The organism is Thalassobacterium sedimentorum (assembly GCF_031127905.1).
Lineage (GTDB): Bacteria > Verrucomicrobiota > Verrucomicrobiia > Opitutales > Coraliomargaritaceae > Thalassobacterium > Thalassobacterium sedimentorum.
In genome coordinates, this window is record NZ_JARXIC010000021.1 from 23,361 (window position 1) to 45,933 (window position 22,573).

The 22,573-nt window shown below is 52.6% G+C and carries 19 protein-coding genes; all 19 read left to right on the forward strand.

Going from position 1 to position 22,573, the window contains the following annotated elements; all coding sequences use genetic code 11:
- Positions 1-7: 7 nt before the first annotated feature.
- The 19 genes from QEH59_RS12505 (at position 8) to QEH59_RS12595 (ending at position 22,539) form a co-directional block, all read left to right on the forward strand.
- Entirely contained in the window at positions 8-592 is a 585-nt protein-coding gene (locus QEH59_RS12505; protein WP_308985714.1) for a hypothetical protein, read from the forward strand.
- Between the two features lie 51 nt (positions 593-643).
- Entirely contained in the window at positions 644-820 is a 177-nt protein-coding gene (locus tag QEH59_RS12510) for a hypothetical protein (RefSeq protein WP_308985715.1), read from the forward strand.
- 85 nt (positions 821-905) lie between these two features.
- Entirely contained in the window at positions 906-1,334 is a 429-nt protein-coding gene (locus tag QEH59_RS12515; protein WP_308985716.1) for a hypothetical protein, read from the forward strand.
- A gap of 104 nt (positions 1,335-1,438) precedes the next feature.
- A complete protein-coding gene (locus QEH59_RS12520; protein WP_308985717.1) occupies positions 1,439-2,710 on the forward strand; it encodes a TolC family protein in 1,272 nt (423 codons plus the stop codon).
- 30 nt (positions 2,711-2,740) lie between these two features.
- The gene (locus tag QEH59_RS12525) at positions 2,741-3,841 is read left to right on the forward strand and encodes an efflux RND transporter periplasmic adaptor subunit (protein WP_308985718.1); all 1,101 of its coding nucleotides are present in this window, start codon (positions 2,741-2,743) and stop codon (positions 3,839-3,841) included.
- A gap of 20 nt (positions 3,842-3,861) precedes the next feature.
- Entirely contained in the window at positions 3,862-6,972 is a 3,111-nt protein-coding gene (locus QEH59_RS12530) for an efflux RND transporter permease subunit (protein ID WP_308985719.1), read from the forward strand.
- Positions 6,973-6,985: 13 nt separating this feature from the next.
- The gene (locus QEH59_RS12535; RefSeq protein WP_308985720.1) at positions 6,986-7,312 is read left to right on the forward strand and encodes a P-II family nitrogen regulator; all 327 of its coding nucleotides are present in this window, start codon (positions 6,986-6,988) and stop codon (positions 7,310-7,312) included.
- A gap of 72 nt (positions 7,313-7,384) precedes the next feature.
- The gene (locus QEH59_RS12540; RefSeq protein ID WP_308985721.1) at positions 7,385-7,663 is read left to right on the forward strand and encodes a hypothetical protein; all 279 of its coding nucleotides are present in this window, start codon (positions 7,385-7,387) and stop codon (positions 7,661-7,663) included.
- Positions 7,664-7,739: 76 nt separating this feature from the next.
- Positions 7,740-8,282: a hypothetical protein gene (locus tag QEH59_RS12545; RefSeq protein ID WP_308985722.1), complete on the forward strand. Its 543-nt coding sequence runs from the start codon at positions 7,740-7,742 to the stop codon at positions 8,280-8,282.
- A gap of 23 nt (positions 8,283-8,305) precedes the next feature.
- Positions 8,306-9,115: an AlbA family DNA-binding domain-containing protein gene (locus tag QEH59_RS12550; RefSeq protein WP_308985723.1), complete on the forward strand. Its 810-nt coding sequence runs from the start codon at positions 8,306-8,308 to the stop codon at positions 9,113-9,115.
- A gap of 24 nt (positions 9,116-9,139) precedes the next feature.
- Entirely contained in the window at positions 9,140-11,089 is a 1,950-nt protein-coding gene (locus tag QEH59_RS12555) for a heavy metal translocating P-type ATPase (RefSeq protein WP_308985724.1), read from the forward strand.
- 17 nt (positions 11,090-11,106) lie between these two features.
- Positions 11,107-12,693 carry a putative Na+/H+ antiporter gene (locus tag QEH59_RS12560; RefSeq protein WP_308985725.1) on the forward strand — a complete coding sequence of 529 codons (1,587 nt, stop codon included), beginning with the start codon at positions 11,107-11,109 and terminating at the stop codon, positions 12,691-12,693.
- Between the two features lie 77 nt (positions 12,694-12,770).
- Positions 12,771-13,457: a hypothetical protein gene (locus QEH59_RS12565; RefSeq protein WP_308985726.1), complete on the forward strand. Its 687-nt coding sequence runs from the start codon at positions 12,771-12,773 to the stop codon at positions 13,455-13,457.
- Between the two features lie 312 nt (positions 13,458-13,769).
- Entirely contained in the window at positions 13,770-14,693 is a 924-nt protein-coding gene (locus QEH59_RS12570) for a cation diffusion facilitator family transporter (RefSeq protein ID WP_308985727.1), read from the forward strand.
- A 123-nt stretch (positions 14,694-14,816) separates the two neighbouring features.
- Positions 14,817-15,248 carry a hypothetical protein gene (locus QEH59_RS12575; protein ID WP_308985728.1) on the forward strand — a complete coding sequence of 144 codons (432 nt, stop codon included), beginning with the start codon at positions 14,817-14,819 and terminating at the stop codon, positions 15,246-15,248.
- Positions 15,249-15,382: 134 nt separating this feature from the next.
- The gene (locus QEH59_RS12580; protein WP_308985729.1) at positions 15,383-16,720 is read left to right on the forward strand and encodes a TolC family protein; all 1,338 of its coding nucleotides are present in this window, start codon (positions 15,383-15,385) and stop codon (positions 16,718-16,720) included.
- Between the two features lie 21 nt (positions 16,721-16,741).
- Positions 16,742-18,610 (forward strand): efflux RND transporter periplasmic adaptor subunit, encoded by a 1,869-nt coding sequence (locus QEH59_RS12585; protein WP_308985730.1) that lies wholly within the window; start codon positions 16,742-16,744, stop codon positions 18,608-18,610.
- Positions 18,611-18,631: 21 nt separating this feature from the next.
- A complete protein-coding gene (locus QEH59_RS12590; RefSeq protein WP_308985731.1) occupies positions 18,632-21,742 on the forward strand; it encodes an efflux RND transporter permease subunit in 3,111 nt (1,036 codons plus the stop codon).
- Positions 21,742-22,539 (forward strand): cation efflux transmembrane domain-containing protein, encoded by a 798-nt coding sequence (locus QEH59_RS12595; protein ID WP_308985732.1) that lies wholly within the window; start codon positions 21,742-21,744, stop codon positions 22,537-22,539. The genes QEH59_RS12590 and QEH59_RS12595 overlap by 1 nt, the downstream gene beginning before the upstream one ends.
- Positions 22,540-22,573: the final 34 nt, after the last annotated feature.

Genomic DNA, 22,573 nt, shown 5'->3' on the forward strand with positions numbered 1-22,573 from the left:
GAAAAAAATGAAACAAAGAAAACACCTACTCACCGCACTCATCACCATCGCGCTGCTCACCTGGAACACCAGCTATGCAGCAGACGATCATGACCATGATGCAGGTCACGATCATTCAGCTCATGCCGCTGACGCGCACGATGCTCACAAAGATGCGAAGTCCGAAGACGACCACTCCGGGCACGATCATTCAGAAGCTAAGGCTGGCCCCAATGGTGGCCGCATCATTACATCGGTTGAACCACACCTTGAGTTTTACCTCACAGAAGAGCGTATGATTCAGATCACATTTCTGAATGACCATGGTGAGCTGATCGCTCCGGAGGAACAAGTCATCTCCTTAATCGGCGGTGATCGTCAAAATCCGATTCGTCTTAGCTTCACTCTTAAAGGCTCCGCTCTAATCTCCGACAAAGCACTGCCAGAGGGTAACAACTTGCCAATCGTCCTCTCAATCAAGCCAGACGCGAAGTCAAAAACTGTCCGTGAAAAATTCAACTTGAATCACAGCGATTGCCCAACTTGTAAATACAAAGAGTATGCCTGCATCTGCGAGCACGGCGGAGAAGATCACGAAGGGCACGATCACTAATCCCTGCGGAGAAAATGCATAGGCGACAAACCTATTCTTAACTGCAAAAAGATGGAGAGTCCAAAGATGAAACATGACCACAACCAAGCCCGCGGCACCGAAGATGAACACGACGGCATCCTGTTCTGGGCGGTCACCGTCAATCTAGGGCTCTCCGTCTTCAACTTTATCGCCGAGATGGTCTCTGACTGTATCGACATTTTCAACACACCACAGACGAGATCATGAATCTGAAGGATATTTCGATTCAAACGATCAATAAAACAAAAGGAACTCTTGACTGTTCGTGGTGTTAAATGAATAACTATAAATCGTGAAGCGTAAAATAACAGTAGCTGCTCTCTTGAGCCTCTTCGCCTGGAACGCCGTCTTTGGCGGTGTGGGCGGGCTGTTGCTATGTCTTCACCAAAGCATGACGCTTCATCCTGAATTGATCTCAGGAAAGGTATTTGATTGTGCATCCGTTAGTGTCGATCAATCAGCAGAGTTGAAATGTATTTCGGAGTCGGAATCCTGTGTGGATGTCGAACTGGAAGCAGTCGATCTCCCTCAAGTGCGTCTCGACGAAGCTCAATCCGCTCCAGTTTTCAATCCGCTTCATGCGCTACTCAGTACGACTTTTGAAGTCGTCGAACAGAATTTTACGCTAAAAGAAATTGCTCACATCGTTCAGGCTCAGGCACCGCCCGAGTTGTTGGATACGAGTGTTCTCGTCGCGCAGACCGTTAATCTGCGTCTCTGATATCCTGATAAAGTTAGTTTGGTCGGTGCTCTTGTCGGGCACGCTTCCATCGTGCGAACCACCCATCGTGGATTCGCCGTGCTTAACTTCTATCAGGATTTTTCATGTATCAATTTTCAAAACGTAAACAAATAGTATCACTTCTTATCTGTGCGCCATTGAGCGCACTCCTGGCCCAAGAGCCAACCTCGGAGGAAACCCCTCCGATCCATTACGAAACCGCCCTGACCCGGGTGATCCAAAATGATCCCGCCCTGCACGGATTCGACATAGCGGTGGATGCCGCGGAAGGGCAGGTCGAACAAGCTGGACTCCGTCCCAATCCGGTTGTCGGAGCGGAGATGGAGAACTTCTTCGGCAGCGGCCCTTTCCGAGACGTGCAAGGAGTCGATATCACACTGGGGATCACCCAGTTGATTGAAACCGCGGGCAAACGCACAAAACGCACCGAGCTGGCTCGCACTGAACGAGCACTGGTCGATTGGGAGCGCGAGTTGCGTCTCGCCACCGTCGAGTCAGAAGTGCGCACAGCCTTCGTCGAAGTCCTGGTCGCCCAAGAGGCGCTGGAACTACGAAAAGAGCAGTTGACACTGGCCGAGCGCAGCCGAGAGGAAACCGCTCGTCTGGTCGAAGCCGCACGCTCCAACCAAGTCGAGTTGACCCGTGCGGAACTGGCCGTGCGTCAGCAGCAGTTCGCGATCAATCAAGCCGAACGCGCCCTCCAAGCGGCTCGTGCGAGGTTGGCCGCTCTCTGGGGCGAATCCGGCGGCAGCGATTACACCGTCGCCGGTTCGGTCGAGTTTGACGCCGACTTGCCAGAACTAGTCCAACTGGTGGCTTTGCTTCCACGCAGCACCTACCTTGCCCAATACGAGGGGCACCGGCGCAACCGTGAGGCGGCGCTCACATTGGAGCAAGCCCGGGCGAAGCCCAATTTTGAAGTCTTCGGCGGAGGCCGCTACTTCAATGAGGAGTCCGGTGATGCGGCTTTCGTGGTCGGCGTGGAAATCCCGTGGCCGCTCTTTGACAAAAACCAGGGGAATATCCGCACGGCAAGGGCTCAAGTCCGCGCCGTTGAATACGAAAAAGCGGCCACGCGGCGCGAACTCATCGTCGCGCTGACCGACGCCTACCAAAACTTGGTAGCCGCTCACGCGGAAGCACAAAGTGTCGAAAACGACCTGCTGCCCACCGCCGAGCAAACGCTCGACGAAACCGAAGAAGGCTATGAGCGCGGGCAGTTCACACTGCTCTCCGTGCTCGAAAGCCGTAGCACGCTCTTTGAGATACGCGAAACCTATCTCGACGCGCTGAGTCGCTACGCCAGCGCACAAGCGCAGATCGAAGCTCTGACACGCCCCTCCACAATCAAATAATCAATCTATCCATTTCAACAATTTCAAAAAATGAATTCATTATCATTACACTTATCGAAGCAATTCAAGCGCTACGCGTTTTCCGCCTCGGCACTCTTCATCGTCCTCGGGTTGGGAACGACCGCTCAAGCGCAGTCACACGCGGGACACGATCACAGCGAAGAAGCCGAACACGGCGAATCGCACGAAAAACATGCCGAGCATGACGACGAGAAAAAGGAAGTCGCTGAGCATGACGATCATGGGAAAGAAAAAAAAGCGTCCAGTGAAGAACACGGGGACGAGCACGGTGACGAGCACGGAGGTCCAGTCGAACTATCATCGAGGGATATGAACGACTTCGGAATTGAAGTCAAAGTAGCCGAACCGGGCGAAATTCACGACGAACTACGCCTACAGGGCGAAGTGAGCATGAATGAAAATGCGATGGGCCACGTGAGCCCGCGTTTCGATGGCGTGGTCACTTCGATCAAAAAGCGTCTAGGGGATTCGGTCAAAAAAGGAGACGTTCTAGCCTCCTTGGAGAGCAACGACACCCTGCGCCCCTTCGATCTCAAAGCACCGCTGGATGGCACGATTGTCGCCTTCCATATTACACCGGGTGAAAGTCTCGCCTCTGGCGAAGTCGCCTATACCGTGGCGGATACGTCGACCGTATGGGTGGACTTACGAGTCTATCAACGCGACCTACCAAAGGTTCACGCCAAGCAGACGGTGCGCATCTCAGCTGGTCATGAATACAGCGAAGCCGAGGGCGAAATCTCCTACGTGGGTCCCATGATCGACGAAACAAGTCGCACTGGCTTTGCCCGTGCGGTGCTACCTAATCCAGACGGTGCTTATCGTCCGGGTCTGTTCGTAATAGGAAACGTGCTGCTCGATGCCTATCGCTTGCCGGTCGTCGTGCCACGTTCGGGGGTGATTTCGATGGATGGTGAGAACATCATCTTCGTGGAGTCTGAAGACGGCCATGGGTATGAAAAAAGAGAAGTCACACTCGACAAGTCGGACACCAAGAGTGTCGCCATTCGCAGCGGGTTAAATCGTGGTGAACGCTATGTTTCTAAGGGAGGTTTCTTCCTCAAAGCTGATTCGCAGAAGGAAGACTTCGGCGACGGACACGGCCACTAAAATAGAAGGACACCAATACTATGAAACGTTTAGTTGAACTAGCGCTGCATTCGCGGCTACTTGTAATCGTCCTTGGGCTGCTGATGATGGCAGCCGGATTTTGGGGTTATAAAAAACTTCCTGTTGATGCCTTCCCTGATGTGTCGCCGAACCTCGTGCAGGTTTTTACCGTCACCGATGGTCTGGCACCTGAAGAGATTGAGAAATATGTAACCTTCCCCGTAGAGTCGTCGATGAACGGATTACCAGGAGTGGAAAATATCCGCTCGGTCTCAAACTTCGGCCTTTCAGTGGTAAATGTTTATTTCGAAGACGGAATGGATATTTACTTCTGCCGACAGCTCGTCGGCGAGCGCCTGACTGAAGCGCGGGAGTCGATTCCGGACGGATTCGGGGAACCCGCAATGGGCCCAATCTCGACGGGAATGGGGCTGGTGCTCTTCTATTACTTGGAAGACACCACTGGCCAATACTCGTTAACGGAACTGCGGTCGATTCAGGATTGGATTATCAAATTCAATCTGCAAAACGTGCCCGGTGTGACGGAAGTCCTAGGAATCGGCGGATTCGAGAAGCAGTTCCATGTCGAAGTCGAACCTTTGGCTCTAGAACGCTACGGATTCACCGTGAATGAAGTCATCGAACGCATTGAGGATAATAATCTCAATATCGGTGCCCAATTCATTGAGAATAACAACGAGGAATATGTCGTCCGCTCTGTCGGTCTAGCGACTTCACTCGAAGACATTCGTTCGATCCTGATGGGCAGTTCCGACGGTATCCCAATCACAGTAGGTGATGTCGCGGCAGTCAAAGAGGGAAGGGCGATCCGCCGCGGACTTCAGACTAAAGATGGAGTTGCTGAAGTTGTTTCGGGACAGGTAATCAAGCTGTTCGGAGCAAATGCTTCGACTGTCATTCAATCTGTTGAAGATAAAATTGAGCAGATCAATCAAAGCCTCCCCGAAGGTGTAAACATCGTCCCCTACTATGAGCAAAAAACACTGGTCGAATCGGCGGTCAATACCGTCACTTCTGCCTTGGCGCAAGGAATCGTGTTGGTGGCGCTCGTGCTGATCATCTTTATGGGCGGCTGGCGACCAACTATCGTAGTGGCCACAGCACTACCATTCTCGGTTTTATTCGCCACACTAGGCATGTATTACTTCGGTATCTCGGCAAATCTAATGTCGCTGGGAGGTCTTGCGATTGCCATCGGGATGCTGGTGGACGGAGCCATCGTGGTGGTCGAAAATGTCGATCAACACTTGAGAGAGGCTTCTCCGAGGGAATCGAAAATGGGCATCGTCGCACGCGCATGTGGCGAAGTGGCTAGACCCGTCGGCTTTGCCGTGGCGATTGTAATTCTCGTCTTCCTGCCGCTGTTCACATTGACCGGCGTCGAGGGTAAGACCTTCCGTCCATTGGCTTACGCGATCGCCTTAGCGATGAGTGGCGCATTGATTTATGCACTGATCGTTGGACCGACTTTGGCGTATTTCTTGATGCGTGCCCCCAAAAAGAAAAACACCGAAGGAGAGGATTCGGCAAAGTCAGGCGAGAGCTTAATCGTGCGGGTCTTGCAGGCACCGTATCGTCCGCTAGTGACGTTGCTGGTGAAACAGCGCTGGATCGCTGTCGTTGGAGCCGTCGCTCTTTTAGCTGCAGGCGTGTGGATTTTTCCCAAGCTGGGAACGGAATTTACGCCATCGCTTAATGAAGGCACGATTGTGGTCAAACTGAAGATGGCACCTTCTATCTCCATCGACACTTCTAAGCAAATGACGCAGGCAATCGAGCGGCGCATCCTAGAAGTGCCTGAAGTCACAAAAGTTGTGACCCGTATTGGCCGAGGTGAAGTCGGTGCACACGCCGATCCAATCAATGCGGCAGAACTCTACTTGAGTATGACTCTTCCAGAAGAATGGCGTGAGCCGTTTGATCAGGAAGCCATGGTCGAGGTGATTCGCGAAGCCATCGGTAAACCACCGGGTGTGGTCGTCAATTATACGCAACCGATTGAGATGTCGGTGGACGAGTTACTCGAAGGCGTTCAGGCTGAACTAGCAGTCAAACTGTTTGGTGAAGACTTAGATCTCCTGCTGGTCAAAGCCAATGAAATCGCTGCCACACTGGGCGAAGTCGAAGGTGCACGCGATGTGCAAGTCGACCAGGTGACTGGTTCCCCGCAACTGCTGATTCGCATTAATCGCGGAGCAGCCGCACGTTATAATCTAAACGTGGGTGATATACAGCGCGTCATTCAGGCAGGCATCGGCGGTAAAGAAGCCGGACTGATCTTCGAGGGCATTCGTCGCTACGAAATCCTTGTGCGCTACCCCGAATCATATCGCGGGAGTGTCGGAGCCATCAGTGAAACAATCATCCGCAGTCCAGATGGTTCACTCGTGCCGCTCGATGAAGTAGCCACGATTGAAGAGCTCGTTGGCCCACGACAAATCACCCGCGAACGCAGCCAGCGCTTTATCGCAATTCAGTGTAATGTGACGGGGCGTGATATCGGTAGTTTTGTTGCCGAAGCCGAAAAGGCGATTGCCTCCGAGGTGGATCTGCCTGCGGGATATTTGACGACTTGGGGCGGCTCATACAAGCTGCAACAGGAAGCCAATAAGCGCTTCGCCGTCGTGATTCCGATTACGCTGCTGCTCATCCTCTTGATGATCTATGCCGCGCTAGATTCGTTGAAGAACAGTATGCTGATTCTGCTCAACATTCCTCTGGCCCTGGTCGGTGGTATCGCGGCACTTTGGCTCGCGGGCGAAAATCTCTCGGTTCCCGCGACTGTTGGGTTCATCGCCCTGTTCGGTATCGCATTGGGCAATGGCTTGGTGCTGATTACTTACACCAACCAACTCATGAGGGAAGGGCTCGATGTCGGCAAAGCTTCTGTCGAAGCCGCATGTCGCCGACTACGCCCCGTATTGATGACAGCGATCACGACTGGTCTCGGCTTGCTGCCGCTGTTGCTCGCCACTGGGACAGGCAGCGAAGTTCAACGTCCGCTTGCCCTCGTCGTGACAGGTGGATTGGTCAGCTCGACGCTGCTCACACTACTGGTCGTGCCCGCACTCTACAAGTGGTTTGCCATCAACCCCAACAAGGAAGCCTAAAAAAGGAAACACAATGAAAGAAATTAAAGCATACATTAAAGCAATGAAACGCGAGGCGGTCACCCGTGCTCTGCATACAATCGACGGTCTGGATGGAGCCAGCTACTCAAACGTCCTTGGCTTTGGCCGAGGCAAAGAGAAAAGCTCTGGATATACACCGGACTACGATATAACAGGCGCATCGAAGCATGTTAAAGTGGAAGTCGTTTGCGAAGACGCGCTCGAAGCGGATGTCGTCGCGGCCATCCACCGCGCAGCCCACACCGGGCTGCGCGGCGATGGTCGTATCTTCGTCAGCGACGTCGGGCGGAGCATCCGCTTACAGGAGGTGCCCGAATAATCCTAGTCGCGTTCCGGCCATCTTTGCCTCAGCTGCTTATAATAACCATCCTCCTTCCAGCCGACGATTCCCATGTCTCGCAAAAGACGAAGTCGAGCCGCCAAAGCAAAGCGGAAAGAGGAAGCGCGGATCGCTAAAATCAAGAATCAGCGCGTCAAGGAAAAGCCGCAGAGACGACAGACCGCGATCTGTTTTATACTCATATCGCTGCTCTTCATCGGCCTGCCGCTGATAGTAGTCGTGGCCTCCCAGAAATCGGGAGGCCACATTCAACTGCCGGTAGTGTGGTTAGTGTTCGATGCTCTCTTCCTTTCTGCAACCCTATGGGTCATCTACGATTGGTTGAAGTAAGCACCATAGGTATCGCTTGCTCAACAGATGTATCACGACCGCGTTAACTTAAAAATATAGATAAGGACGAACGAAAATGACTAAAAAAAATCAAGGCCTCTCTCGCATGGTGACCCTGACCGAATCGGTAGATGTCAAAACGACTCCAAAAGCAGTTTGGAAACTGATTTCAAACTTCGAAGAAACCTGGCTGAACTCAAACCCCGACCACTTGGAAATCACGGTGTTGTGTAAATACAAGCAACACATTTGTGATGGCTTCGCATACTGGCAGCGCGAGAAAGTGGGCAGCGCGACGGTCGAATATATCGCAAAGCTAGAAGACGTGACCAAAGAGAAGGCGTATTCATGGAGCACGGTTGCTAATTATGACATTTGTCGAATGAATTTCAAATTGGAGATGGGAGGCACCTTCCTCATCGAAGAGGTGGAGAAGGGATTCACACTGCGGCATGATTTTTGGATTTTCAATCATGGCACAGTGAAGGGCCTGTTTTTCAGGTGGTTTGTGCTCAATTTATTCGGCCACAAGAGAGCGATCTCGAAACATTACAGGACTGAGCTTGGCTACTATAAAGAAAAGTTGGAGAAGGACGAAGCGGAAGCCACATGCCACTAGCGGAGAAAATCAGAGACCATAGCATGCGATCACTCATTCGATATAATAACCGAGCGGCCTATTGGGGAGTCTATGTCCGGTATGGTTTCTTGGGGGCGCTGTTACTAGTGCTCGTCGTGCATCCGGTCTTGGAGGTGCTCCACCAACTGCGTTTGAAGGATCCGCTTCGCTTCTCTTGGGAGGCATTCGTCTTTCAACCCATTCTCGGTGCCTTGGATGATTCCGCATGGCCGGTGACACTGGCTGTCGGAGTTGTCGGCATTGCGGTCGGGTGCGCTTTCGGGGCGCTACACCTGCGTGCGATGAAAAAACCTTTTGAGAATGTGCCGTTACTGGAAACGACCAAAGATCTTGACCGGTATATTTCTGGGGGTGAAGGTGAAGAAGTCGAGTTCAAGTCTTCGCTCCGTTGGGATCGGAACTTGGGCAAAGTGAACAAAGCGTTGGAACTGGTGATTGCGAAGACCCTATGCGGCATGATGAACCACGACGGCGGACTCTTGCTGATCGGAGTGGAGGATGATGGAAACATCGCAGGCATCGAAGACGACTTCAAAACACTCAAACACGAAAACTGGGATGGATTTCATCAACGCATCATCGCTTTGGCTTCGAGCAACCTCGGTGGCCAATATGTCGGTCTGCTCCGGAGCCATTGTGTTCTTGCGGAAGGCAAAGCCGTTGCGGTGATCCAAGTGGCACCCGCGCCGACGCCGGTCTTTTGCAAAGACGGCAATGCGCAACGCTACTACTTGAGAGCGGGCAACACCACCCGTGAGCTGGATAGCCGCGAGGCCTTGGAGCATGCCTTTGAGAAGAGAAAAAACGTATGAACACACCCCAGGAAAGGCCACGATATGACTGAAGAACATTCTGAAAATACAACGTCTTGCGGTTGCGAGCATACTCACAGCGATAAGTTGCCATCTGAGCCTGTTTTAGTCGGCGTATCCGGTCTACTCGTCAGCCTCGGTTTTATCACGATGTGGCTTGGGGCACCTCCGTGGGTCGAGATACTGGCCTTCGCCGCCACCACATTGACTGGCGGGGCGCTGGTTTTTCCTTCCGGTTGGAAAGCACTCCGATCGCTCAAGCTGAACATGAACGCATTGATGACGGTCGCCGTCGCCGGAGCATGGATCATCGGTGAGGGAGCAGAAGGCGCGGTGGTCGTTTTTCTATTCGCACTCTCCGAGTGGCTGGAATCGGTCAGCGCGGAACGGGCGCGAAAATCCATCCGCAACCTACTCTCGCTCGCCCCTGAGACCGCTCTGCTGAAATCTGATGATGGCACGACGGAGGAAGTCGAAGCCTCAGGTGTCAAAGTGGGCGAAATCGTGGTCGTGCGCAGCGGACAACGTGTGCCGCTCGACGGCGTCGTTGTGTCGGGAGACTCATCGGTCAATCAGGCACCCATCACCGGAGAGTCCGTGCCCGTGGACAAGGCGCTAGACGACGAAGTCTATGCCGGCACGATCAACTGCGAAGGTGTGCTGGAAATCGAAGTGACGAAAGTCGCTTCGGATTCGACGCTCTCGCGTATCATCCATCTAGTCGAAGAAGCGGAGCAAAGCCGCGCCCCGACGCAACGCTTCGTCGACCGGTTTGCCGCGATCTATACGCCGCTCGTATTCATATTCGCTATACTCACAGCCTTGCTGCCTCCGCTCCTCTTCGGTGGGGAATGGTTCACCTGGGTATATCGGGCACTAGCGCTGCTGGTCATCGCCTGTCCCTGCGCACTGGTCCTCGCCACGCCGGTCTCCATCGTATCGGGTCTCACCGCGCTGGTGCGCGGTGGGGTGCTCGTCAAAGGAGGCATCCATCTGGAGGCCATCGGCAAAATCCGCGCACTCGCCGTCGATAAGACGGGCACGATCACCGAGGGAAAACCCAAGGTGATTGCGATCCACTCACTGTCCGAGGCCACGGACGAAGACGTGCTCAAACTCGCCGCCGCCATCGACACGCATTCCGAACATCCCATTGCCCGCACAGTCATTGATGAGGCGAAGAACCGCGGGCTCAGCTACACTCCGAGCACCGAATACGAATCACTCACAGGCCGGGGTGCCCGCGCCCAAGTGGAAAATGGGCGCAGAGGATTTGTCGGCAATTACAAATTACTGGAGGAAGCAGGGCTGTCCGTCGAAGGGCATGAAGCGATCTTGTCCGGGATCGAGTCCCGCGGCCTTTCCCTCGCTCTTGCCGGCTACCTGCCGACCGACGACTCCCCGGGAGAGGTGCTCGGTGTGATTTCCATCGGCGATGCCATCCGCCCAGACGCTCGGGACGCGCTGGATCGCTTGCATGCAGTGGGCATTGATAAAATTATCATGCTCAGCGGCGACAACCAACGCACGGTCGACGCAATCGCGAAAGAAGCCGGAATCGACGAAGCGGTCGGCGACCTTATGCCCGAGGATAAAGTCGCCAGGGTTCGTGAGCTCGTCGCCAAGTATCAGCATGTGGCGATGATCGGAGATGGCGTCAACGATGCCCCAGCACTCGCCGTCGCCACCGTCGGCATCGCGATGGGTGCCATCGGCAGTGACACCGCTATCGAGACCGCCGACATGGCGCTGATGAATGATGATTTGGGTAATCTAGCCGGAGCTATGGAACTAGGTCGCCGCACCCTCGCCATCATCCGTTTCAACGTCGCCTTCGCGCTTTCGATCAAAGCGGTCTTCCTCGTGCTCGCCTTTCTAGGGCTGGCAAACCTGTGGATGGCGATCCTCGCCGACACCGGAGCGACCCTACTGGTCATCGCTAATTCACTCCGCCTGTTGAGGTCTGAAAAGTAATCCATCGAGAATCAACCATGAACAAAATCACCCGTTATTTCCCCTTTATCGTTCTCTGTCTGATGCTGACAACAGGCCTTCAGGCTTCTGGAAGTGCCGATACGGCAATTGCTGATCAAACCGCACACGCGCCTCCGAGCCTAGAGTATTACAGGGAGGTCGAGGCCATGCGCGCCGAACAGCTGGGTCTGGAAAGTGGCGAATTGGGGCTCATCGAAACCTTGAAGGTGCGTGCCACTGCGGACTCGATCAATGTGGTAGCGACCTTGCTCTTTTTTGGAGCCATCATCCATACTTTCCTCGCTGGAAGTTTTATGAGGCTTTCGAGAAAATTTGAAGCAAAGCATCAAGAACAGATACGCAATCACGGCAGGCGGTATGTGGAGGGCAAAGATCCGGTCGATTTCAAAGCCACGCTTTTTCATTTTCTGGGAGAAGTGGAGGCCATTTTCGGGATCTGGGTCATCCCCTTATTACTCTGGATTGAACTGACCCACGGCTGGAGCGCAACCGCCGGCTACATCGACTCGCGCAACTATGTCGAGCCCATGTTCGTGGTCATCATTATGGCGATTGCCAGTTCGCGCCCAGTCATCGCGTTTGCGGAGAATGCACTGAGTGCGGTTGCTTCAATCGGCAAACACAGCCCCGCCGCATGGTGGCTATCCATACTCATCATAGCACCCTTGTTGGGGTCATTCATTACCGAACCGGCGGCGATGACCATCGCCGCGATGCTTCTGGGGCAACAGTTTTATCGCTACGAACCTACGTCGAAGTTCAAATATGCCACGCTCGGTCTGCTTTTTGTCAATGTGTCTGTAGGTGGCACGCTGACACACTTTGCCGCACCTCCGGTTCTGATGGTGGCTTCCACTTGGGAGTGGACGATGCCCTTTGTGTTTCTGAATCTTGGAGTCAAAGCAGTCGTTGGTATTTTGATTTCGACCACGATTTACTTTTTCCTTTTCAAAAAGCACTTTGGGGAGTTGGCGGTCAAAGCGAATGCCCTTGAGGCTAACTCGGCAAAAACAGACGAAGAGCCTGTGCCTACATGGGTCACGGTAGTGCATTTAGGCTTCTTAGCATGGACGGTTTTTACGCTGCATCATCCCGCGCTCTTTGTTGGTGGATTTCTGTTCTTCATCGCGTTCACCATCGCCACTGACCACCACCAATACGCCATCGCTTTGAAAGGGCCACTCTTAGTCGGTTTTTTTCTGGCAGGCTTGGTCACTCATGGTGGGCTTCAGGCATGGTGGATCGAACCGGTTCTTAGCTCACTGAGCGAAATCCCGCTCTTTCTGGGATCCACTCTCTTGACTGCTTTCAATGATAACGCAGCGATTACTTTCCTAGCTTCGCAAGTTCCTGCCTTTGATCCGGAATTCGCTTTGGATCCTGACAGAGCGATCACGCTGCAAAAGATGGTCGTTGCCGGAGCCATTACTGGAGGTGGTTTGACCGTCATTGCCAACGCACCCAATCCTGCGGGGCAAAGTCTATTGAGTAAATATTTTGGAGGCACTGTGTCCCCACTGAAATTACTGGCAGGGGCGATATTCCCAACACTGGTCATGGTTGGTATATTTTTAATTTTTTAGTCGCCCCGTGCTGACGCTGCTCATTTATGCACCGCTCCTTCAGGGCGTTGCGCACTAGAAAAAACCATAACGAAACGATGAAAAAATTTCTAATATTTCTGATCACCTGTGTGCTATTGCAAGCCCTGCTTGTCGCAGAGACAGTCACCCTCAAAAGTAAGGACGGCCGCAGTTTGAGCGGTGAGCTTCTTGATTACAGCAAGACAGAAGGAAGCGTTACAGTTAAGATTGAGCCGACAGGGAAGAAGATGACGTTCCAGACCAATGTTCTCGATGCGGCCTCCGTGAAGCTCATTGAGAGTTGGTATCAATCGTATGCAGCTTCCAAAATGTTATACCTTAAAGTCAAACGAGAGAGCGGTGATAAGGGCGCAAAATACTACGAAATCGAACTGAGTTCTCGTGCCGATGCGGCCATTAATAAGATTCGGGTCAATTATCAAATACCAGTTAAGCTCAAGAAGGAAGTGATGGTCAGTAAAGCAACCACAAAGACTGTGCGGGTAAAAGGGAGAAGGAAAACGGTGAAGGTTCCCGCGAAATACAAGGATGTCTTTTCTACGAAAGTTGAAAAAGGAGAAATTGAAGTCCCCAGATTGGAGGCCGACAGCTATAAAACCTTAAAGACACCGCTGATCGCAACCAACGGAAGCGACGGAGAGCGTTCGGTCAAAGGCTTACTGATTTCGCTCTACGTAAATGGTAAATTGATCGAAGAGTTCGAATCTCAGAATGGAGTTAAAGAATTAATTCGCGACTATTAGTTCTACATTGTTTAACTACAGTATCGGGGAAGTCACGAAGAGCATTGCCATCTTGATGGCAATATGCTGATGCCAGACGCCTCACTCACCTGATACTGTGCTATTCCCACTTCGCTCTTGGACTCTTCAGCGTAGGCTTCAACTATCGTTTCTAACCCGAATATAATTCGAATTTGCCGCCAACCATGATTCTTCATAGAAAAATGCGTATCACCATTGCGGCAGTTTGGCCTTGTTAGCATCCAGTTAAGTTTCGCCCACAGTCCAATGAAAACGCTCCGGCAGATTCACTCGCAAAACCCACAAAAAACCATGTCACATAACCACGACCACTCTCACGGCACAGAAAATGTCAGCGACGGCGTTCTCTTGTGGACGGTCATTGTTAATTTAGGGCTCTCGGTCTTCGAGTTCGTCGCTGGGGCGATCTCGGGGAGCGTGGCCTTGATGGCCGACGCGCTGCATAATACTAATGATGCAGCGGCACTGCTCATCGCCTACATCGCCCGTAAAATTTCCCGCAAGGGTGCCGACGAGCACTACACTTTCGGGTATCGACGAGCCGAGCTGATCGGCGCGATGATCCAGTTGACCGCACTCATCCTCGTGGGGCTCTATCTCGTCTACGAGGCGGTGCGCAGGATATTCGAGCCGGAGCCACTGCTTGGAGGTTGGATCATGGCTGCGGCTGGCGTCGCACTCATCGTTGATGTGATCACAGCTTGGCTCCTTTGGTCGATGTCCAAGGGAAGCCTTAATGTTAAGGCGGCATTTCTACATAACCTGACCGACGCTGGTGCTTCGGTCGCGGTCTTACTCGGTGGCGCGGCCATCTACTGGCTCGATTGGTCTTGGGTCGATCCCGTGATCACACTCATCATTGCGGGCTACATTCTCTACATGTCCTCCGGCATGTTGAAGAAAACCTCGCGTATTCTGATGGAAGGCACACCACCCGAACTTTCTGTGGATGAGATCAAGGAAGCCTTGGAAGCTCTCGACGGAATCGAAAACGTACACCATATCCACGTGTGGGAACTCGACGAGCATCACCGTGCGCTTGAGGCTCATGTCGTGATCGGGGAAGCCCGCAGTATGGAGGAACTGGAATCACTCAAGACGACGATCAAGACCCACTTAGATGAGCGCTTCTCGATCGGCCATAGTAATCTTGAATTCGAATCAGCGGGAAAAAGCTGTCACAGTAGAGCAAACGAGAAGCACTGCAATTCCTAGCCTGTCTGCTTACGCCGGTCTCACCGTTATCCCTAGGCACTCGCTCAAAGAAGTATCGGTAAAGAGGGAAATAAGCATACAAAGACTTGACTTAAATTATATTTCAGTGACTAGGTAACATTGATGATACGCAAGATAACAGCAGCTGCTCTCTTGAGCTTTTTTGCCTGGAACGCCGTCTTTGGTGGTGCTGGGGGACTGCTGCTGTGTCTTAATAAAAGCCCGGAACTCTCTACTGAGTTGATCTCCAGCAAGGGCTCTGACTGCCCCCCGGTGTGCGTTAGCGGATCAGCACAGGGGTCAGCAGAAGTGAGCAGTCTTTCTAATGAAGAATCCTGTGTGGACTTTGAATTGAAAGCAATCGAACTACCGCAGGTGCGTATCGACAAGGGAGAATCCGCTCCGGTTTTGACTGCACTGCAATGTGAGGTATCCGATGCCTCCATACCGAATTTTACGCTAAAAGAAATCGCTCACATCGTCCAGGCTCAGGCACCGCCGGAGTTGATGGATGCGAGTGTGCTCGTCGCGCAGACTGTAAACCTGCGTCTCTGATATCCTGATAAAGTTAGTTGGTTAGGCTCTCTAGTTGAGAGCACTCCCATCGTGTGAACCACATTCTGTGGATTCGCATTCTTTAACTTCTATCAGGATTTTTCATGCACTTATTTTCAAAACGTAAACAAAGCATGCCAACTCGCGCATGTATCTTCTATAAACCATTTACTACTGCCTTTGCGGTTTGCGCCTTCGCCACGGGCACAATCTCAGCCGAACTGGCGGACGCAATTGATCGACCACACACTGGCGAACCGCAGGGAGAGCTCACAATACGGGAGGCCTACACTTACGCGCTGGTCAACAGCCCTAGACTGGCGGGCTACGAAATCGACATTCGGATTTCTGAATCCGAGACCCTTCAGTCCGGGCTCCTACCGAATCCCGAACTGGAAGTCGAAGCGGAGGAGTTCGGCGGCTCCGGCGAGACCTCAGGTTTCGATAATGCGGAATCGACCGTGCTGCTGAGCCAGTTGCTTGAACTGGGAGGGAAGCGCAATCATCGGGTCAAGACTGCAAAGTTGGGTGAAGACGTCAGTCGATTCGCTTACGAACAAGCCCGCATCCATTTACTGACGGAAGTCTCCAAGGCCTTTATCTCGGTATTGGCGGCTCAAGAGCAGTTGGAGCTGCTTCAGCAAAACGTAAAGCTCGCATCGCAAGCGCTCGCCGGGGCGGAAACACGTGTAGAAAGTGGTGAAGCCTCGCCACTCGAACAGCTTAAGGCGCAATCCGTCTTAGCATCTGAAGAAATCAGTGCACGGCAAGCCGAACGGAAATTGGATGCAGCACGGCGTCAACTGGCCGAACTCTACGGCAGCGACGATCCGAAGTTTTCCCGTGCGTCAGGAAAGTTACGGCAATCCATACCACTGCCGACGCAGGAGTCTTTGAAACAGGCCTTCGAGCGACATCCCGAAATGCTTCGCTGGGCGGCACTCCTCGAACAATACCGTCAAGTAGTTGCCCTCGAAGAATCGAAGTCGATTCCAGACCTGACTTTAGGCGTAGGACTCAAACACTTCAACGGGAACGACAACCTTTCCGGCGTCGTTCAATTCAGCGTGCCGATTCCTCTCTTCGACCGGAATCAGGGCAATATTCGAAAGGCGCGAGAAGAACTGGGAAAAGCGTATCAAGACTCACGGGCAAGCCGCATTAACGTCTTGGTCGCGTTGACCAGCACCTATCGAAAACTGGAGTTTCTGCGTAGCGAAGTAGAGAACATCGAGCAGAACCTTTTAAGCTCATCTCAAAGCGTGCAGGAAAAAACCTACCGCGCTTACGAGGAAGGCAAAGCCAGCTATCTGGAAGTCATCGACGCGCAGAGGATGTTTGCCGAAGCACGCATCCGGCACAACGAGACGCTAGTCGAATACAACAAAGCCTTCTTCGAACTGGAAGCCTTAGCCGGACGTCCGCTTTCGGAGATCACTTCAAGTGAGAACAACGAACACGAAAACCTTTAAATCAAACAGAGATCAAACATCATGAAAAAATTCATCAAACGACTAGGTTGCACCGCGCTACTCGCGATTGCGATCGTCTACGCCTCAGCCCCCTTACTCGCTGATACGGATGCAGGAAAACCTGCCGCCACCGAGAAAGCCGAGGATTGTTCAAGCTGCGAAACGGACGTGGCTCCGAAATCTACAGCACTGTGCGAAGCCCATGGAGTATCTGTTGATCGCTGCTATATTTGTGACCCATCGAAACGTGAGAAAGGACGCCTTTGGTGTAAGGAGCACGACCGCTACGAAGATCGTTGCTGGATTTGCCAACCACAGTTGGAAGACAAGGATCGACTCTGGTGCAAGGAACACAGCCTCTACGAAGATGAGTGCTTTTACTGTCATCCGGAAATAATCGAGAAACAAAATGCTTCAGAGGCAGCTTCTTCGACGTCTCCACAAGCAAGTGCTTCAATCTCTTCCGAAGTCTGCGAAGCCCACGAAGTATCTGTTGACCTATGCTATATCTGCGACTCATCGAAAAGAGAAGCAGGGCGGCTATGGTGCAAGGAGCACGACCGTTACGAAGACCGTTGCTGGCTGTGTCACCCTGAGTTGGAGGATGAAGACCGCCTTTGGTGTGATGAGCACAGTCTCTACGAAGACGAATGTTTCTATTGCGACCCGGCTCGGGCAGCTAATGGCACACAACAAGGTTCTTCCAAAGAATCGGACGCTCCTGCGCTCTGGTGCAAGGAGCACGATGTTGCCGAATTGGAATGCGGCATCTGTCAGCCTCAACTCGCCGGCCAGCTGGCACCAGGCAAAAGTGTTAAAGTCCGCTTTGCTTCGGCTGAATCCTCTTCCAAAGCTGGCATTGCTACCGCATATCCCACCGAAGGCCTTGCGCAGCCATCAGTTTCGGCTTTTTTCGAAGTGAGCTACAACCGCAACAAGTTGGCGCTCGTGACACCACTCGCCGATGGAATTGTTCGCGTCGTTCACGCGGACGTGGGGCAATCTGTGCGGAAGGGAGATGTGCTCGTTGAGATCAGTTCCGACGAAGTGGCCTCGGCAAAGGCCGACTTTCTAACCCGACAAGTAGACGAACGTATCGCAGAATTGGCGTATCAGCGCGAAAAGAAGTTAAAAGAGGAAAAGATTTCAGCTGCTCGTGATTTTCTTGAGGCTGAGGCAGTTCATGAAATAGCCCAGTTAAAGAGTAAAATGGCTCGGCAGAAACTCCTCAATCTGGGGTTCTCCGATGCAGAAATTGCACAAATCGCCAAAGATCAAGACAGTAGCTCCACCATCAAATTGCGTGCACCATTCGCGGGAACACTAGTTGCGCGTGAAGCAGTTGTAGGGGAAGCCGTATCCGAGTCCGAAGGAAAGGCATTGTTCAAGGTTACAGACCTATCGACCCTCTGGCTGGATTTATCAGTAAGCCCAGAGTATGCCGATTCTGTTCAAGTCGGGCAGATATTAACCGCACGTTTCGACGGCGGTGCCAGAGATATCGAATATCCAGGCGTGATCACTTGGGTGGACTCTGCCATCGACCCTCGCAACAGAATGCTTAAGGCCCGTGCGGAGATACAAAACCCACACGGAGCCATACGGCAAGGTATGTTCGGGCATGCTGAGCTGGCGCTTACGGGGGCGGGTAACGCCGTTTTGCTGCCGAGAGATGCCATTCAACATCATGAAGGCAGGCCTTATGTTTTTGTTAAAGAAGCGCCTGACCTTTATGCATTGCGCCACGTGAGTCTCGGACAATCCGGGAACGATATGGTCGCCGTGACCGAAGGTCTTGAAGCAGACGAACTCATCGTAACCGAAGGTGCCTTCATTGCCATGTCGGAGTTCCTCAAATCTCGTTTGGGTGCAGGTTGCGTCGACGATTAAACCCTTTGCTGATCAAATAAAATGGAATCACTTTCAAAACTCTCTTTGCAGAATCGCCTACTGGTTCTGCTGCTCTCAGCTATCTTCATCGGACTTGGCTCATGGAAATTATTCCAACTGCCCGTCGATGCCTTTCCGGATACGACGCCTGTCCAAGTGCAGATCAACACGGTCGCACCTGCACTGAATCCCGAGGAGATCGAGCAACAGATCACCTTGCCCGTCGAGCTGGCGATGGGCGGATTACCGGGGCTCGAAAGCGTCCGCTCGGTTTCAAAGTTCGGATTTTCACAAGTCGTCGCCACATTCTCGGATGTCACGGAGATTTCACAAGCGAGACAGTATATCTCTGAACGGCTTTCCACGGTTGAACTGCCCGAAGAAATCGAACGGCCCCAACTCGGGCCGATCTCGACCGGACTGGGTGAGATCTTTCACTATACACTCAGTTCTACCGACCCCGATCGTTCTCTGGAGGAACTTCGGACGCTGCATGACTGGGTGATCAAACCAGAGCTACGTAAAGTCTCTGGTGTCGCCGAGGTCAACTCTTGGGGCGGCTACGAGCGCCAGTATCATGTGATCGTCTCGCCGCAGAACTTGGTCAAATTTGGGCTCACTCTCGACGAGGTATCTGAAGCATTACAGGCAAATAACAGTAACGCGGGTGGCGGTATCCTCACCCGTGGTGGCCAGTCGTTACTGATTCACGGCCTTGGTCGTGTGGAGTCGATTGAAGAGATCGAGAATATCGTTATCGCCTCCTATGGGGGCAGTCCACTACGTGTCAGAGACGTAGCGGATGAGGTGAAGATCGGCTACGAAATCCGTAGAGGTGCTGTCTCCGCACAAGGGCAAGGCGAGGTGGTGCTCGGCCTAGCGTTCATGCTGATGGGGGAAAACGGCAAGGTTGTGACCGAAGAACTCAAAATACGTTTAGACAGCCTCCAGCGCTCGCTGCCTGAAGATGTAGTCGTCAAGATCGTCTATGATCGCACTGAACTTACCAGTCAGGTGATCGGCACCGTCCAACACAATCTTGCTGCGGGGGCCATTCTTGTTGTGGCAATCCTCTTCGTCTTGCTGGGGAATTTTAGGGCGGGTCTTTTGGTCGCTTCAGTTATCCCGATATCCATGCTCTTCTCTGCATTCGGCATGAGTTACTTCGGAATCGCAGCCAGCTTGTTGAGCCTCGGCGCAGTCGATTTCGGTATGATTGTGGACGGCTCTGTCGTCATGACTGAATCGAATATGCGCAAGCTGGGGCAACGACGCGTCGAACTCGGTCGCCCCCTCACGAAGGCTGAGCGCTTGGAGATCATTATCAGTTCGACCAAGGAGGTGGCACGCCCCGTCATCTTCGGAATGGGTATCACCATCGTAGTGTTTTTTCCGATACTGACGCTCGAAGGAACCGAGGGTAAAATGTTCAGACCGATGGCTCTCACCTTCATCTTCGCATTGGGCGGAGCATTGATTTATGCACTGACTGTCACACCAATCCTCAATTACTATTTCATCAAGCCCAGCGCTAAAGAAGAAGCGGGTGTTATTGCAGGGACATTGACTAAAGCATACGCCGCAAGTTTGCGGTTTGCTATGCGTGCTCGTGTGTTTGTCTTGGCGGGGGTAGCGGTCATCTTCGCCCTGACACTATGGGTCGGAGCGAAAATGGGCGGCGAATTTGTGCCCCGCCTGAGCGAGGGAGCCGTCACCATCAATACGATTCGCCTCGCTGGGGTTTCGATTCCTGAGTCTGTAAAATACAATACACGTATCGAACAGCTCCTGTTGGAAAACTACCCGGATGAGATTCGCCATATCTGGAGCCGTATCGGCTCGGCGGAAGTCGCCACCGATCCAATGGGGACGGAGCTGACAGATATTTTCATCTCCTTGAATCCCCGGGAACAGTGGACCAAAGCCAAAAGTCAGTCTGAGCTTGTGGTGGCAATGCAAACGACTGTGGCCGAGTTACCAGGCTTAAACATGGCCTTTACCCAACCGATTGAGATGCGGCTCAACGAAATGGAATCCGGCATTCGTTCCGATGTAGGCATCAAGATCTACGGCGACGACTTTGACGAACTGGTGCGACTGAGTGACCAAGTGCAGCGCATTCTGCTTGATGTCGAAGGGCATGGGGACATCTCCGTCGATCAGTTGACCGGACAGCCGACACTGAAAATCGACATCAATCAGGACGTGATCGCACAGCATGGTATATCTACGCGGCACGTGATGAGTATTGTCGAATCCATCGGTGGCACCCGAGCCGGGCAAGTGTTTGAAGGGCAACGTAACTTCCCCCTTGTTCTGCGCTTACCGGATGCCTTGCGCACCGACATGGAAGCTTTGCGTAATACAATCATCCCTACTGCTGAAGGGCAGCAACTTCCCCTACACAGACTCGCCGACATTCGGATCGAAGATGGCTCTGCCACGATCAACCGTGAATGGGGCCGACGCTTAATCCGTGTGCAGGTCAATGTAGATGATCGCGACGTTTCCTCATTCGTCGCCGAGGCGAAAGAGAAGATTAACGAATCACTGGAACTGCCCGAGGGCTATGTGCTCGATTGGGGCGGTCAGTTTGAGAATCTCGAACGCGCTCAGACACGCCTCGCCATTGTGGTGCCAGTTACATTAGCGGCGGTCTTTTTCCTGCTCTACTTCAGCTTGAAAAATATGCGTGACGTATTGCTCATCTACAGCGGCATTCCCCTCGCACTGATAGGCGGTATTCTCACTCTTTGGTTTAGAGGCATTCCCTTTAGCGTGAGTGCCGCCGTCGGCTTCATTGCCTTGAGCGGCATCGCCGTCCTGAATGGTCAAATTCTGATTTCAGCGATTCGGTCTTATAGCGAACGCACGGCAGATATGCGTGAGGCAGTCACACAAGCAGCCTGCCAACGCCTGCGTCCTGTGCTGGCAACGGCTTTGACCTCGGCTGCGGGATTCTTACCTATGGCTGTATCCACCGGCGTCGGTTCGGAGATTCAGCGTCCTCTGGCCTCTGTCGTGGTCGGCGGTATTCTGACTTCGACTTTTTTGACCCTTATGGTTCTGCCACTGCTCTATGAGTTGTTTGGCGGGCGCAATGATGGCCAAGATGACGAAACTCAAATGTAATGTCTTTGTTTAAATCCAGCTACCAGGTCGAAAGATTGGACTGTCCCTCGGAGGAGCAAATGATTCGGCTCAAGATGGAAGGACTTGAGGCCATCCTATGCATATCCGTAGACATCGAGCAACGTAGGGTCAGTGTCATCCATCGTGGCGAAGTGGAGCCAGTCTCGAAGGCGCTTTCAGAATTGGGCTTGGGCTCACGGTTTGAATCTTCCGAAAAGGTAGACACAGATACGGTAGGAGATCGAGATACCCAAAAACAGATTCTGTGGTGGGTGCTTGGCATCAATGCCGCGTTCTTCGTAATCGAAATGAGCTTTGGCATACTTTCGAGCTCGATGGGGCTGATCGCAGACTCGCTCGACATGTTAGCCGACGCCATCGTCTACGCGTTGAGTTTAATGGCTGTAGGCACTGCAGTAGCGACCAAGAAGAAGGTCGCGAAAATCAGTGGGCTTCTCCAGATGCTATTAGCACTCGTCGGCTTTTCGGAAGTGATTCGCCGGTTTTTCTTTTCAGAGACAATGCCGGATTTCAAAACGATGATTTCCGTGGCTGCTTTGGCTTTGGTTGCCAATGTGATTTGCCTTTGGTTGATTCAGAAAGCTCGCTCGGAGGAGGCTCATATGCAAGCGTCCGCGATTTTCACTTCGAATGATATTATCGTCAACGGAGGCGTCATTGTGGCGGGACTATTGGTCTACTTGCTCGGGAGCCCATGGCCTGACCTCCTAGTGGGCGGAATCGTGTTCGGATTCGTCATGAGGGGAGCAATCCGCATCTTGAATTTATCAAAGTAGTGTTAATGAACAGGTCTACCATATCCATTGACAA